At 44.3% G+C, this 14597-nt stretch carries 11 protein-coding genes; all 11 read right to left on the bottom strand.

Annotated elements, in window-relative coordinates:
- Nucleotides 1-40: 40 nt before the first annotated feature.
- Nucleotides 41-1078, bottom strand: coding sequence for a phosphate ABC transporter permease PstA (gene pstA, locus HXT44_RS00915; protein ID WP_004109758.1), 1038 nt, complete (start codon nucleotides 1076-1078; stop codon nucleotides 41-43).
- Nucleotides 1079-2026, bottom strand: a complete 948-nt coding sequence (pstC, locus tag HXT44_RS00910; protein ID WP_100066732.1) for a phosphate ABC transporter permease subunit PstC — start codon at nucleotides 2024-2026, stop codon at nucleotides 1079-1081.
- 106 nt (nucleotides 2027-2132) lie between these two features.
- A complete protein-coding gene (gene pstS / locus HXT44_RS00905; RefSeq protein WP_421782958.1) occupies nucleotides 2133-3359 on the bottom strand; it encodes a phosphate ABC transporter substrate-binding protein PstS in 1227 nt (408 codons plus the stop codon).
- Nucleotides 3360-3565: 206 nt separating this feature from the next.
- Nucleotides 3566-4291, bottom strand: a complete 726-nt coding sequence (gene mtnN / locus HXT44_RS00900) for a 5'-methylthioadenosine/S-adenosylhomocysteine nucleosidase (RefSeq protein WP_004109761.1) — start codon at nucleotides 4289-4291, stop codon at nucleotides 3566-3568.
- The gene (locus HXT44_RS00895) at nucleotides 4284-4790 is read right to left on the bottom strand and encodes a hypothetical protein (protein ID WP_033888564.1); all 507 of its coding nucleotides are present in this window, start codon (nucleotides 4788-4790) and stop codon (nucleotides 4284-4286) included. The genes mtnN and HXT44_RS00895 overlap by 8 nt, the downstream gene beginning before the upstream one ends.
- A 113-nt stretch (nucleotides 4791-4903) precedes the next feature.
- On the bottom strand, nucleotides 4904-6085 hold the full coding sequence (locus tag HXT44_RS00890) for a 3-deoxy-7-phosphoheptulonate synthase (protein WP_004109763.1): 1182 nt from the start codon (nucleotides 6083-6085) through the stop codon (nucleotides 4904-4906).
- Nucleotides 6086-6357: 272 nt separating this feature from the next.
- On the bottom strand, nucleotides 6358-7692 hold the full coding sequence (locus HXT44_RS00885; RefSeq protein WP_004105599.1) for a C1 family peptidase: 1335 nt from the start codon (nucleotides 7690-7692) through the stop codon (nucleotides 6358-6360).
- 111 nt (nucleotides 7693-7803) lie between these two features.
- Nucleotides 7804-9228, bottom strand: coding sequence for a cell division protein (locus HXT44_RS00880; RefSeq protein WP_033888563.1), 1425 nt, complete (start codon nucleotides 9226-9228; stop codon nucleotides 7804-7806).
- A gap of 176 nt (nucleotides 9229-9404) precedes the next feature.
- Nucleotides 9405-10370 carry a polyphenol oxidase family protein gene (locus HXT44_RS00875; RefSeq protein WP_004109766.1) on the bottom strand — a complete coding sequence of 322 codons (966 nt, stop codon included), beginning with the start codon at nucleotides 10368-10370 and terminating at the stop codon, nucleotides 9405-9407.
- Nucleotides 10371-10384: 14 nt separating this feature from the next.
- Nucleotides 10385-11248: an aldo/keto reductase gene (locus HXT44_RS00870; RefSeq protein ID WP_004109768.1), complete on the bottom strand. Its 864-nt coding sequence runs from the start codon at nucleotides 11246-11248 to the stop codon at nucleotides 10385-10387.
- A gap of 246 nt (nucleotides 11249-11494) precedes the next feature.
- Complete coding sequence (locus HXT44_RS00865) at nucleotides 11495-14275, bottom strand: polyribonucleotide nucleotidyltransferase (protein WP_004109771.1); 2781 nt, start codon at nucleotides 14273-14275, stop codon at nucleotides 11495-11497.
- Nucleotides 14276-14597 lie beyond the last annotated feature (322 nt).

Here is a 14597-nt window from a genome sequence, read left to right as displayed (position 1 = left end):
TGCTTTGCTTTAACTCACTTTATTTAAGATTTACTTCGCTTTATTTCGTCTTTACAGAAAACACTCGAGCCACAACTCGCCCCAAAATATTTAGCAACAACACCAACACAATAAGCGTTAAAGCTGCAGCCCACGAGCGCTCCATCGGAATTGACGTTACACAAGAAGCCGGCGCATTAGCTGGACAATTCGCAGAAAGTTTGGAATATTCTTGGTAAACGTACACCGGCAAAGTCGTCATTTGCCCATCAAATAAATTGAGATTCGTGGAAGCAATAAAGCCTGAAGCCATAAGAAGTGGCGCAGTTTCGCCAATAACGCGCGCAACCGCAAGAATACAGCCAGACACAATTCCCGGAAGAGCAGTGCGCAAAACGATTTTTGTAATTGTGCGCTGCTGAGTAACTCCCAAAGCAAGAGACGCCTCGCGCAAATCGTTAGGCACGATTTTTAGCATTTCTTGAGAAGACTTCACAACTGTTGGAATCATAAGAAGTGAAAGAGCCACAGATCCTTCAAAACCATTGATTGTGCCAGGACCAGCAAGAAGAGCAAACATAGAAAATGCAAACAATCCAGCAACAATAGACGGAATACCACTCATAACGTCAACAAGCAGATTAATTATGCGCGAAATTTTGTTTCCGCGAGCATACTCAACCAAATAAACAGCACACATTAAACCAATCGGAATTGAAATAACCATAGCTCCTAGCGTTATTTCAAGAGTTCCAATAATCGCGTGCAAAATTCCGCCGTAACCGCCAGTTCCAGTAGCATTTCCGCCCACAACGTAAGTCATGTTATGAGTGAGAAAATCAAAATTTAAACGCTTAATACCATTGATAATGGTTGTTAAAAGCAAAGAAATAAGCGGAATAAGTGCCACAACAAAAGACAAGAAAATCAGCACGCGCATAAGCATGTCTTTACGTTTGCGCGCAGCTATGTGTGAGCGAGTTGGGCGGAATTTGTTGAAGTCAATAACCGGAGCCGCAGAATTTTCTGCGCGATTTTCTACGCAATTTTCTGCGAAGACTTCAGCACCTTCGTTAGATTTATTAATTTGATGCTCCATTTATGCGCCCGCCTTTCCGGTAATTTTGCGAGCAATAAAGTTGACTGCAAAAGAAATAACGAACAAAACTAAGCCGGTTGCAATAAGCGCACTTACGCCAAGTCCGTTCGCTTCCGGATACTGCGCTGCAATATTTGCGGCAATAGTTTGATTTTGAGAAGCCTTGAAAATATTGATACCAAAAGTAAATCCAGGAGACAAAATCATCAAAACTGCCATCGTTTCACCCAAAGCACGGCCCAGCCCAAGCATAGAAGCCGACACAATACCAGACTTTGCAAACGGCAAAACAGCTAACTTAATCATCTCCCACTTCGTAGCGCCGAGCGCAAGCGCACCTTCCTGCTGCAAGCGAGGAGCCTGCTGGAAAATATCGCGAGCCATAGAAGTAATAATCGGCAAAATCATCACAGCCAAAACTAATGCAACCGTAGCAGCAGAACGAGAAGGATTAGCCGCCGGACCAGAAAATAGCGGAATCCAGCCAAAAAGTTTAGAAACCCAATCCCAGAAAGGATACATAGCTGGAACCAAAACCAATCCGCCCCACAAACCATAGATTACGGACGGAATCGCAGCAAGCAAATCAATTACTCCACTCAAAAGCGGAACAATTTTTTTAGGCGCATAATACGAAATAAACAGAGCAATACCAATTGCCACAAAAAATGCGAACAGCAGCGCGAGCGCAGACATAAGCACTGTGCCAAAAATAAGCGGAGCCACATAGCTTATAAAATCATGCGCTTTACCACCAGTAAAATCAGCAAACACATGACTTACTTGATTGTGATTTCCACTTAATAACGGCAAAGCACGAAACAGCAGAAATACTGCAACTGCTGTAAGAACAAGCAAAATTAGCATGCCACAGCCTGCAGCCACGCCTTTAAAAAGACGGTCTGCAAGATGAGTGCCAACATAATTTTTGCTATTGCTCTCAGAAATTTGAGCAGTTTCGTTTGCACTATTCGCAACTGCTTTCGCATTTTTCGTAGAACTCAATCATTCTCCTTTATAACCGATACGTTCATAATATCAGTTTGTAAAGTTTTTACTTTCCTGTTTTAACAGACTTAATCGATGCGTTAATTTTGCTTACCAAATTTTGTGGAAGTGGAGCCGTTCCAGCAGCAGAAGAAGCAGCATTCTGCCCTTCCACGCTAGTTACGTAGCTAAGCCAAGACTTCACAAATCGAGCAGTTCCAGCATCTTTATAAACCGGGCAAGCAATATCGTAAGAAACTAACACAATTGGATAAGCACCCTTAGATTGCGTATTGTGATTAATTTTCATAACAACACGATTAGGATATTTTGCAGAAGCGTCTGCGTCAATTTCAGAATCAGCTAAAGTTTGCGAAGCAGCTTCCGGAGAAATCTCATTGTAAGTATCCCCCACCTTCACTGCAACAGTACCGAGCTTACCGACCTGTGAAAAATCAGCGTAACCAATCGCACCATTTGCCATGCGAATAGTAGATACAACGCCCGAAGTGCCCTTTGCACCTTGACCGACACTATTTGGCCAGTTTTCAGAAAGATCATATTTCCAATCGTCCGGAGCAGCGTCTTTCACATAGCTTAAGAAATTCTGCGTTGTACCGGACTTATCGGAGCGGTGAACAACAGTAATCGGGGTGTCTGGAAGCTTTAGCTTAGGATTCTGCTTCTTGATATCGTCATCATTCCAGCGCGTAATTTTTCCGTCGAAAATTTTAGCAATCGTCGAAGCGTCCAAATTAATATGCTTGCCAGCATCCGAAACACCTTTAAGGTTGAAAATAATCGCAATTGGTGAAACATACACGGGCACATCGAAAGCCGTAGTTCCATGAGCACAAACCGACTTAGACTTTTCAACTTCGTCGTTACTCAACGCTTTGTCTGAACCAGCCCAAGCCGTGGCACCAGTCATAAAAGTGGTAACGCCAGCACCAGAACCAGTAGGATTGTAAGCAATTTTTGCACCCGGATTTTTAGATTGGAATCCTGCAATCCACGCTTCCATTGCAACCTGCTGGGAAGAAGCACCCGAGCCTTGGAAATTGCCGGAGATCTTAGTGTTTTGCGAACCTGACGCATTGGAATTATCAGCAGGAACATTGTCTCCGCAAGCAGCGCAGGTTGCACACAAGCCGAAAGTTAGCGCCGCCGCAGCAATACTGCGGAACTTAAGTGCGCTTTTAGTCGTATTAAATTTATTCATATTTGACTTATTCATATCGTTACGCATATTCTTCTTTCCTTTCGCGAAGAATTGCCTTGCGCCCCACCACATTTTCGCGTTCCTATAGCCGTATTGCGAATTGGGCGCATTTTCTTAATTAATCCCTATCTTTTTTTATTAACGCAACCATCGTAAACAGGTGGGTAAAACCTCACCGGCAAAAATAAAGTGGGTACCAAAAATGGCGGTATTTGGCGCTATATTTAACGCGACTTAAGCAAAATGAAGGTCGGCGACCACATCAGCGTGTCGAAATGCTACAAATTGCGAAGAATATTTACCGTAATTTTTGCAGCAGTGTCCGCATACTCGGAAATATCAAAAGTGTGAAAATCCTCGTATTTTGTATCCGCATTATCGCTCATTGCGCGCACAACAAGTGCAGGAACGTCGTTACGAGCAGCCACATGCAAGACTGCTGCGCCTTCCATTTCCACAGCATCCGCTTGAGTAGCTGCAATTACCTCCGCTACTTTTTCTGGCGAATCAACAAAATATCCGCCAGATGCAATAGTGCCAGCGATATGCGTGATTTTCATATCGGTAAGCACTTTGCTAGCTACTTTAAGAAGATAATCATCCGAATGAAACTCGCTTGCAAACGGCTTCCATTGACCGATTAAGCGCATATCGGTATCGAGATATTTTACAGTTTTTCCAAGAACAACATCGTTCGTATGCAAATTTTTATTAAGATTTCCTGCAATACCAGAAAAAATTACGGCTTGAGGATTGTATGCGTCAATAAGATATTGCACAGTTGCAGCAGCATTTACCAGACCCATTCCGCCAACAGTAGCCGCGACTTCGATTTTACTGCCATTCGCCGAGTCAAGAGTGCCGCAAGATACATCAAGACTTGCAGACTTATCGTGAGTCACGTTTTCAAGCGCGCTAGCAATATGCGCAACTTCTTCCTCTAAAGCACCAACAACAGCGACTTTAGTAATATCAGCTTCTGTAAGTTTTTCAATATTAGACATGAGTAGAATCATCCTTTTTTACTTCGCTACTTATGTATTTGTCATTACAATTAACCAAAAACACACATAATAAAGTCATAATAACAAAAGTTAAAGTCGCAATCTTCAGCAATGCTTCGCACGTAAAATCAAACCAAGGATTCACAACAGGAACATTGAAAAACGCAATAATTTGATTCTGCAGGGCAAGAAAAGCGAAAAATCCGGCTATAAGCAATACACAAACTAAAGTGCCAACAATGCGACGCCATCCGTTAGCAAAAACAAGCAAAGCAATTCCAGTTACAAACGGCATAAAAACACTAAACCACAATGCAGAAAACGTAACAAGCGTATAACCAGCACTATGCGTGCCACGATACCATGCAAAAGCCAACAAAATAACACCAGTTGCAATCAAAGCTAACAATATATAACGCACCACCGGTAGTGCTTTACACATAAAACCTTTATTCGCATTATTCCCATTATTCGCTTTATTCAAGTCTTCGTTATACATTTCAACACACTCCCTTGTACGCAAAATATAATGCAAAAATAGGCGGCAAATACAGTAAGGAACATAAGCCAAGTAGAAATTAATTGAGATTATCTTACTACAATCTCTAAGCTCTAAGCTCTACGGCGAGTTGCTACAGATTTATCTAAAATTCTTAGCAAATTGGCAGTATCTTCCCAAGAAATACAACGATCCGTAATAGACTTCCCATATTCAAGTTCGCTAAGAGGAGCAGGATCCTGATTACCACCCTGTAAGAAGCTCTCCATCATCACGCCCTTAATACCCTGCTCACCCGCAGCCAAACGATCCGCAATCTCACGCACAACCTCAATCTGGCGACGCTCATCCTTGCCAGAATTACCATGCGAGCAATCCACAACCACGCCGTGCGAAGCCATACAACCAGTGCCCAAACGCAAACGAATTGAAGCCACAGCAGAAGCAACCGACGCAGCATCATAATTCGGCCCCTTACTAGATCCGCGCAAAACCACGTGACAATCAGGGTTGCCAAGAGTCTGCACAGCACAAGCGCGACCAAGATGATCAATACCAAAGAACGTATGATGTTGGCTCGCAGCTAAGCAGCCATTTACAGCCGCAGAAACAGAACCATCCGTAGCATTCTTAAAACCAACCGGCATAGAAAGACCACTAGCAAGCTGACGATGAATCTGAGACTCAGTATTACGCGCACCAATCGCACCCCAGCTCACAGCATCCGCAATAAACTGAGGGCTGGTCGGCTCCAAAAATTCAGTAGCAGCAGCCAAACCAGCATCCAACACGCCGAGCAAAGTCTTACGCGCAAGCAACAAACCCTTATGAATATCATGCGTTCCGTCAATATCCGGGTCGTTAATCAAACCCTTCCAGCCAAGAGCTGTGCGCGGCTTTTCAAAATACACGCGCATAACAATAAGAAGCTCATCTTCAAGCTCCGAACGCAACTTAGCTAAACGACTCGCGTAATCAAGAGCAGCCTTAGGATCATGCACAGAACATGGGCCAACAATAACCAACAAGCGATCATCTTCGCCATTCAAACAGCTACGAATCTCATCGCGCGACTGCGCAACAATATCCTGCGCATACGGCGACAATGGTAACTCACCAAGCACCTGAGCAGGAGTTGGCAAAGGCTCCAGCTCAAGCACGCGGCGGTTTATTATGCGATCCACACCAACCTGGTCTTCCCAGCGCTGAAACTTCGCAGAATTAAGAGGGTTACGCCCCTCCTCAACTTCCTTCTTTACCGCGCGAGAAGTACGCTGCTCAGCTGTAGAAGCCATTTGTTCACCATCCTATAAAAACTGTGCTTGGTGTGATCGGTGGGTGCGAGGAGAGAATCAACCTAACTTGGTGGGGTCGGTGTACGCATCTTGAAATAAAGATGCGTACACCGCCGAGCTTGCGTTGAAAGCACAACCACATTTGATGTGGTCGGTGCTTGCATCTTGAATAAAGATGCAAGCACCGCCGCGCTCACGCGAAAAGCACACTGTGCTTTTCGCAATAGTGAGCGCGGCGCTTTGGAGTAGCTTAAGCGCCCAATGCGCTTAAGCTAAGCCAAAGCGCCCATTGGATCCCACGCCGGTAATACGATTGCTGGTTCTTCTAGGGCTTTGCGATATTCTTCCGGAAGCAGATTCTTCGGCACTGCAACTTCATACACGTACTCAGTGAACCAATCGTCACTCATCGTAAAGTAACCCTTATCTGCAATATCAGTGCCCCAAGAGTTCTCTACGCGCCAACGACGAGTAGTCGTACCATCATCAGCAACATCCACACCAGCAAAAGCCATAGCGTGATTCATTGCAGAATCAGCAAAACGCACACGCGCTTCCTTATCCAAATCAAAATCAACGCCATAAACGCGACCATACTCGAACAAATCAGTAGCCCAAGCGCCATTCTCGCGATCCATCATAGGATGGCAATCGGCACCAAACCACACTGGAATGCCCTTCTCAACCAAAATCTTACGCACGCAATCCTTCATAAACTGGTTTGGCACGTTCAAATACTCGGTTGCGTCTCCGCCAGCAACATTACCCAAGTGCTCAATAGCAATCTTCTTGCCCTTAGGATGTTCAGCGCGAGGATCGTCAACCAAGCACACATAATCCTCAAGACCAGCATTCACATACTTCTTCCAGAACTCAACTGGCGTAATCTCACCATCGCGATGGAACTTGCCGTCGCTATCAGTCCACTCCCAATCGAAGCTCTTAGGTGGCTCACCCAAGTGAATTGTCAAAATCCTGTGACCTGCAGCAGTAGCATCCGCAATAATCTCATCAATTTCAGTGGCATTCGCATACATATGAGCAACAGCAGTATGCAAAAGCGCACGCAACTGCGTATTCATAGCACCAGTATTCTTAGAAGAAGCAGTTTCTGGGAACAAATCCTTAGGAACAGCACCATACTTCTTGTAAACATTCATAGCCATGGTCCACTGACCGCCATCGCCCATAACGTCATGCAACAAATGCTGAATCAAACGAGAATCTGAAGGCTCACCTGCACGCACCAAAGCAGCAACATCCTTCAAGAAGTAGTTAATTCGCTCAAGCTTGTCGTAGTACATTGCGTAGTTTTGAGAAAACTCAAATTCCTTCAATCCAAGAGATTTCTTCGCAATGAAACGAGCCACGTTCAACGAGCTAAACAGCCAGCAACGGCCAGAACGATCCTGATGTGTTGCATCTCCGTTGTCAACAATGGTAGAAAAACGACGCTGCAATAAGCGCGCACGATCATAATTACGCGCGACTTTATCAATACCAGCAGCAGTCACACCATTCATAGCTAAACGGTTTAAAGGATTTGCGTCAAAATCCTCACGCAAACCTTGTAATTTTTCATCAGTTAGAGCAGTGATTTCAGTCACAATGCTACCTTTCCTGTTAATTATCAATATTTATTTCAAATATTTATTCAAATACCAGCACATTCTAGCGTACGATGTTTAAGCCAATCTACAAATTTTACAATATTTTCTTTATTGATTATCTGTGTCTTGGTCTTCTTGAGACTCGTTAGCTTCTTCAGATTCAGCCAACGCAGCTTGAACATCTCGCTGAGCCTGCTTCGCATCTGCAGAAGATTGAGCATCCGACGAATCCTCATTATCGTCAGAAGCTTGCGCAACTTGTTGGTTTTGTTGAGCATCCCCAAAATCAAATCCAGAGAAAGCATTCGCAAACAGCGAACGCAATTCCGTAACGCGCTGCGTAATAGTTGCCTCACGATGCTGCAATTGGGTTAATCGAGTCGTCATGCCATCAAGCTCTTGCTGCGCTGCAGCTCTACGCTCTTCAACCTGAGCAGTTGCTTCCTGCATAGCTTTGCGCACAATATCAGCAGCCTGACTATCCGCAGCCTGATGCGTTTGCGCTGCATATTCGTCAGCTTCTTGATGAACAGTTTTTGCGCGAGCAACCAAAGCATCTGCTTCTTCCTGAGCTGCTCTTTCTTTCTCTTTCAAACCAGAAAGCAAGGCATTGACTTTCTTTGTAGCTTCCTCCTGTTGAGCAGCAATATCTGCTCGAATCTGCTCAACTTCTGCACTAACTTGGCTTAACGTACGCGTGCGTTCAACTTGAGCATCATCTGCAATTTCTTGAGCTTTAGCAGCAGCAGCATCCGTAATTTCGCCAGCTTTGCGCTGTGCGTCAGCCATCATCTTCGAAGCGTGTTCGCGCATATCAGCAAGCTTTTTATTTGCTTCTGCAAGAGCAGATTCAATCTGATCGTTTGTTTCAGCTTTAGCACGTGCAATCTCTTCGTTTGCAGCCGCACGCTGCTCAGCAATTTTTTGCGCAGCTTCCGACTTAAGTTGCGAAATGCTGCTTTCTTGCTGAGCGCGCTCAGAAGCCATGCGCTTCGTATGTTCTTCTTGAGTGTTTTGTAAAGCTAATTCTGCAGCGTCTTTTTGAGCTTGCACATCTTTAGCAGTAGTATCGCGCAAACGTGCAGAATCTTCTTGTGCAGCTTGCATAAGTTGTGTCGACTTTTGCGTGGCATTGGAAAGCATTGTGTCTGCTTTAGTTTGTGCTTCTTGCATTAAATGTGCAGCATCCAGTTTTGCATTGTTCAGCAAAGTTCCAGCTTGTGCTTGTGCATTCTTTTTAATTGATGCAGCATCTTGCTTAGCGCGCTCAAGCAATTGAGAACTAGTCTGCTCTGCAGATGCCAGCAATTGTTGCGCATTTGCACCTAAGGATGCAAAAGTATTTCCGCTTTTTGCACGTTTTACATTATTTTTTTCTTCTTGCAATTGCGCTTGTAATTGCAAAATTGATTCATCGCTTGAACGCACTTGTTCACGCAGACGAGAAATAGTACGCTCATAGTTTGCAAATGCTTCATTTACCTTGTCTTTATCGTACCCACGCAACGCGGTTGGAAATAAATCAGCCACCATAATATTCCTTTCACAAGCCCCCACACAGCTGCACAAAACGCTGTGCTACACCATCAGAATCAACGCTATCACTTACAAGCAAAAAACACTCGTGTGTTGCGCACGTTTTTGCTAAGCTCACACAACTGCACTTACTACCTAGCTCAAATACAGTAATGTTTATATAGCATATGCGATTATTTGTCGCGAATTACTAAAGCAAGAAGTCTACCTTCATGCGATTTTCCAGCTAAACTAGCACGTCGATGAGAATACCATAGCGGATTTTCCAAAGTGCACATTGGGTTTTGCAAATTTTGCAAACGTTCCGGCAAAGACTCGCCTTCCCCATCTACTTCGCAAATCGTGCGCAATTCCTCATCTTCCTGCAAATATTGCGTAGCTGCAGTAACTCTTGGCAAAGCGTCAACAATATTCGCAACTCCTGCGAGCGCTAAATCAATGCGTGCAGCTTCAGCAATATCAATACCAATTCCACCGAAACGCGTTTTTGTTACAGTTTGCGGATAACGTTTTTCAAAATCGCGCGCAATACTCTCACCAACTTCGTAGCAATCTCCACAAATACACGGACCGAGCACTGCTTCTATACGAGAACGCTCAGCTCCCTTTTCGCACATTGCTTCGATGACAGCATCGAGTACGCCAGCCATCAATCCTTTTCGCCCACAATGCGCTGCAGCGATTACTCCAGCTTCGTCGTCCGCAAGTAAAACTGGCAAACAATCTGCCGCAAACATTCCTAAAGCAAGCGAGCACGCAGTTGAAACTTGCGCATCCGCCTCAATTCTCAATTGCGAATCTGCAAAACCTGTTGCATCAAAGCCGTAAGAAGTATTCCATGAATCTACTACACTATCTGCGTCAAATACTTCTCTGCTATGAACTTGAGCAACAAGCGACAAATCTGCTTGCAAAGCTTTCTGCAAAGCTGCGCGATTGCTTGCTACAGCCTCCTCACTATCTCCTGCGCGTCCGCCTAAATTAAGTGAAGCAAATAAGCCTTCAGAAATTCCACCCAATCTAGTAGTAAAAACTGCATGAGTGCGAGACCCTAACGGCACTGGAATGGTTACAGGAATTGGCGTACCGTCCTCATCTTCGTGCGGCAATGGCATACCAGTTACGCTTGTTTCTTGCATTTTATTGTTTTCTTTCAGCCTAAATAAGCCAATTCTTCATTGCTTAATTGCAAATCAGAAGCTTTCAAACTATCTAAAATTGTAGCTGGTCTGTGAGCTCCAGGAATGACAAATATGTGATCGCCTTTAGCGAGCTCCCAAGCCAAAACTACTTGCTGATAACTTACGTTATGATCTTCAGCAACTTTGCGGAATGGATCGAAAAGATGCTCGTCATAAGGATGACGGAATCCACCTAATGGACTCCAGCAAACAAAAGCAATTCCAAGCTTTTCGCAATATTGCAACGTATCTTCATTCTCTAAATGAACTGGAGAATATTGATTTTGTACTGCTACTAGCTTTTCTCCTAAAATGTTGCGCGCAATATCGATTTGCTCCACAGAAGCGTTAGAAATACCGATTTCTCGAGCCACACCTTCATCAAGCAACTCCTGCATTGCTTCAATAGACTCATTGTATGGAACTTCTGGATCTGGCCTGTGGAAGTAAAGCAAGTCAATAGTGTCAACGCCTAGAGTCATTGCAGACTCTTTGGCATGCGCAATCAAATGCTCTGGCTTACCATCCTTACCCCACGTTGGTCGCCCGTCAGTAAAGTTACGGAAGTGACCGACTTTAGTAGCAACCAAAATAGAAGATTTGTCGCCTTTCCAGCTTTCTAAAGCCTCACGAACAAGCTTTTCGCCAGTTTGTTCTTCACCACCAGAGCAGTAATATGCCCAAGCTGTGTCAATATGCGTACAACCTGCATCAAGAGCTGCGTGGATTGTTTCAATTCCCATATCGTGACCAAGATTGTTTTCTATTGTCAATGGCATTTCGCCAAAACCAATAGCGGTTGTATCAAACGAACCTAATGCGCGATGCATAACCATATTTCACCCCTATTTTGTAAGTTTTATATTTTTCGTGAGTATTTATTATTGCATTACGCTACTTTACGCGGTCACAATATTTTACTACTTTTTATATTTTATTTTATTGCACAGATTGCATAAAACATTTAAATAGCTATCTAAAAGAAATGCCTCCAAACGCAAACGCAGCTTGAAGGCACTTCTACGAATATTTATTTTTATTTAGTATCTAGCAATAATTTTGCTTTAATACTATTTGCGCAATTAATCTTCCTCAAATGGATCAAAATCGCGACGCACGCGGCGACGAGGACGCTCTGCGCGCTCTTCGCGAGCCGAACGATACTCGTCATAGTGATCGTCATCAGCTGCATAACGCGGCTTTCTATCAGATACGCGACGATTTTCTGAATCTCGACGATTTGAGCGATCTTCACGGTCGTCACGATCTGCACGATCGTCACGGTCATCGCGATTTTCGTAACGATCGTCACGGTCATCGCGCACGCGGCGACGAGGACGCTCATCAAAATCGTTATCGCTGTAACGGTTATCGCGATCTGCACGATCTGCACGACGGTCGTCTCGACGAGTGTTGCGGTCATCATAACGGTTATCGCGATCCATGTATCGGTCATTTCGATCCATGCGATCTCGATCGTCACGGTCATCGCGCATGCGGCGACGAGGACGCTCATCGCGATCTGCACGATCCGCACGGTCATGATTATCGCGATCGTCACGGCGAGAACGACGGTAATCGCCACGAGAGTCACGAGAATCGCGATCGTCGCGAGAACTGCGGGAACGATTTTCACGCACTGCTGGAGCAGAAGATTCTTGATCTTCAAAACCTGGAATAGCCAAAGAAATTTTGCCACGCTCATCTACGCTTTGTACGATAACTTCAACATTATCGCCTTCCTTCAGCACATCTTCAACAGTGTCAATGCGCTCACCATTTGCTAAATTGCGAATCTGTGAAATGTGAAGCAAACCGTCAGTTCCAGGAGTCAAATTCACAAAAGCTCCAAAGCTTGTGGTCTTAACAACCTTGCCTGTGAAAGTTTCACCAGCTTTTGGCACACGAGGATTTGCAATAGAATCGATGATTCCCTTAGCCTTCTCAGCAGCTTCTCCGCCTTCAGAAGAAATGTAAACAGTACCGTCATCTTCAATAGCGATTTCAGCACCAGTTTCTTCCTGAATTTGGTTAATCATCTTGCCCTTAGGCCCAATTACCTCACCAATCTTGTCTACAGGAATTGTGGTTGTAATAATGCGTGGAGCGAATGGACTCATCTCAGCTGGACAATCAATGCATTCGTTAATAACTTCAAGAATCGTTGCACGAGCTTCATGTGCCTGCTGCAAAGCGGCAGCCAAAATATCAGCTGGAATACCATCAAGCTTCGTATCGAGCTGCAAAGCAGTGATGAATTCAGAAGTACCAGCAACCTTGAAGTCCATATCACCAAATGCATCTTCTGCACCGAGAATATCAGTCAAAGTCTTGAAGATATGCTTTCCATCAACATCACCAGAAACTAAGCCCATAGCAATACCAGCAACTGGAGCCTTCAAAGGCACGCCAGCAGCAAGCAAAGAAAGCGTAGAAGCACAAACGGAACCCATAGAAGTAGAACCGTTAGAACCAATAGCTTCAGACACCTGACGAATAGCGTATGGGAACTCTTCGCGACCTGGCAAAACTGGAACCAAAGCCTTCTCAGCTAAAGCACCGTGACCAATTTCACGACGCTTTGGAGAACCAACGCGACCAGTTTCACCAGTGGAGTATGGAGGCATTTCGTAGTTGTGCATATAACGCTTGGTTTGTGGGCCAGAAAGTGCATCAACTTGCTGCTCCATCTTAAGCATATTCAAAGTAGTCACACCCAAAATCTGGGTTTCACCACGCTGGAAGAGTGCAGAACCGTGTACGCGAGGCACAACATCAACTTCTGCAGAAAGCGTACGAATATCACGCAAACCGCGACCATCAATACGATAATCTTCAGTCAAAATACGACGACGAACAATTTGACGCTGCAATTCTTTAAACGCATTGCCGAGTTCCTTTTCCTTTTCGGCTTCGTCCATATCAGTGAATTCTTCAGCGATTGCAGCACGCACGCCTTCCTTAATTTCAGCGATGCGATCTTGACGAGGAAGCTTTTCAGCAATAGAAAGAGCTTCATTCAAATCAGCATGAGCAATCTCGTCAATACGAGCATAAAGTTCGTCAGTATATTCTGGGAAGAGTTGGAATTCCTTAGTTTCCTTAGCTGCAATACGCTTCAACTCATTTTGAGCATCGCAAATAACCTTAATAAATGGCTTTGCAGCTTCCAAACCTCCGGCTACGACTTGCTCATCTGGCTTGGTTTGACCATCATTGTAAATCAAATTCCAAGCATTCTTACCAGCACCAGCCTCAATCATTGCAATAGCAACATCGCCGTTTTCAATCACACGACCAGCCACAACAATCTCAAATACTGCACGCTCGCGCTCACTCCAACGTGGGAAAGCAACCCACTGGCCATCAATCAAAGCCAAACGAACGCCAGAAACTGGGCCCTCAAATGGCAAACCAGAAATCATAGTAGATGCAGACGCCGCATTCAAAGCAATAACATCGTAAGCATCATCTGGATTAATTGCCAAAATTGTTTCAACAACTTGCACTTCGTTACGTAAAGTGTGTGGGAACAACGGGCGCAACGGGCGATCAATAATACGGCATGCCAACGTTGCTTCGTTAGAAGGACGACCTTCACGACGGAAGAACGAACCTGGAATCTTTCCAGCAGCATACATTTTTTCTTCCACATCAACAGTTAATGGGAAGAAGTCGTAATTTTCCTTCGGACTAGATCCTGCAGTCGTCGTCGACAAAATCATGGAATCGTCATCCAAATATGCGGCAACAGCACCATCTGCTTGCTGAGCAAGTCGACCAGTTTCAAAGCGTAGCGTACGCTTACCAAATGAACCATTATCAATAACGGCTTCTACAGCCTTAATTTCGGGACCCTCCACGGGTTCCTCCTTTTCTTAACTTACCTAATCAACCAACATGCGTAATAACATTGACGACTTCGCATTATTACTTATATGCGAATATTTGCACTCTTTGCAACACTTGCGTTACGTCAATATTTCGTAGTGTTTTTTGTTTCGGTTACTTCAATCATCCGTATTCAGTTATACATCAATCTTTAATTATTTTTTGAATTATTCGTTAATTCTTTTTAGTTATAAATTTTAAATATTGTTCACAACACTTACCCCAAATCTGTGAATATGTGAACAATTTTTATGCGTACACGTACCTGCGTACAGCACAAAGAATACAAAAGCC

The sequence above is a fragment of the Gardnerella sp. DNF01198P genome (assembly GCF_049244165.1).
Taxonomy (GTDB): Bacteria; Actinomycetota; Actinomycetes; order Actinomycetales; family Bifidobacteriaceae; genus Bifidobacterium; species Bifidobacterium swidsinskii.
The sequence above is the reverse complement of the archived record's forward strand: the minus strand, read 5'-3'. Positions and strand labels throughout refer to the sequence as shown.

Excerpts from the sequence above, each read along its gene's own strand:
- pstA (WP_004109758.1), bottom strand. The coding sequence starts at position 1,078 with ATGGAGCATCAAATTAATAAATCTAACGAAGGTGCTGAAGTCTTCGCA.
- pstS (WP_421782958.1), bottom strand. The coding sequence starts at position 3,359 with ATGTGGTGGGGCGCAAGGCAATTCTTCGCGAAAGGAAAGAAGAATATG.
- mtnN (WP_004109761.1), bottom strand. The coding sequence starts at position 4,291 with ATGTCTAATATTGAAAAACTTACAGAAGCTGATATTACTAAAGTCGCT.
- HXT44_RS00895 (WP_033888564.1), bottom strand. The coding sequence starts at position 4,790 with ATGTATAACGAAGACTTGAATAAAGCGAATAATGGGAATAATGCGAAT.
- HXT44_RS00890 (WP_004109763.1), bottom strand. The coding sequence starts at position 6,085 with ATGGCTTCTACAGCTGAGCAGCGTACTTCTCGCGCGGTAAAGAAGGAA.
- HXT44_RS00880 (WP_033888563.1), bottom strand. The coding sequence starts at position 9,228 with ATGGTGGCTGATTTATTTCCAACCGCGTTGCGTGGGTACGATAAAGAC.
- HXT44_RS00875 (WP_004109766.1), bottom strand. The coding sequence starts at position 10,370 with ATGCAAGAAACAAGCGTAACTGGTATGCCATTGCCGCACGAAGATGAG.
- HXT44_RS00870 (WP_004109768.1), bottom strand. The coding sequence starts at position 11,248 with ATGGTTATGCATCGCGCATTAGGTTCGTTTGATACAACCGCTATTGGT.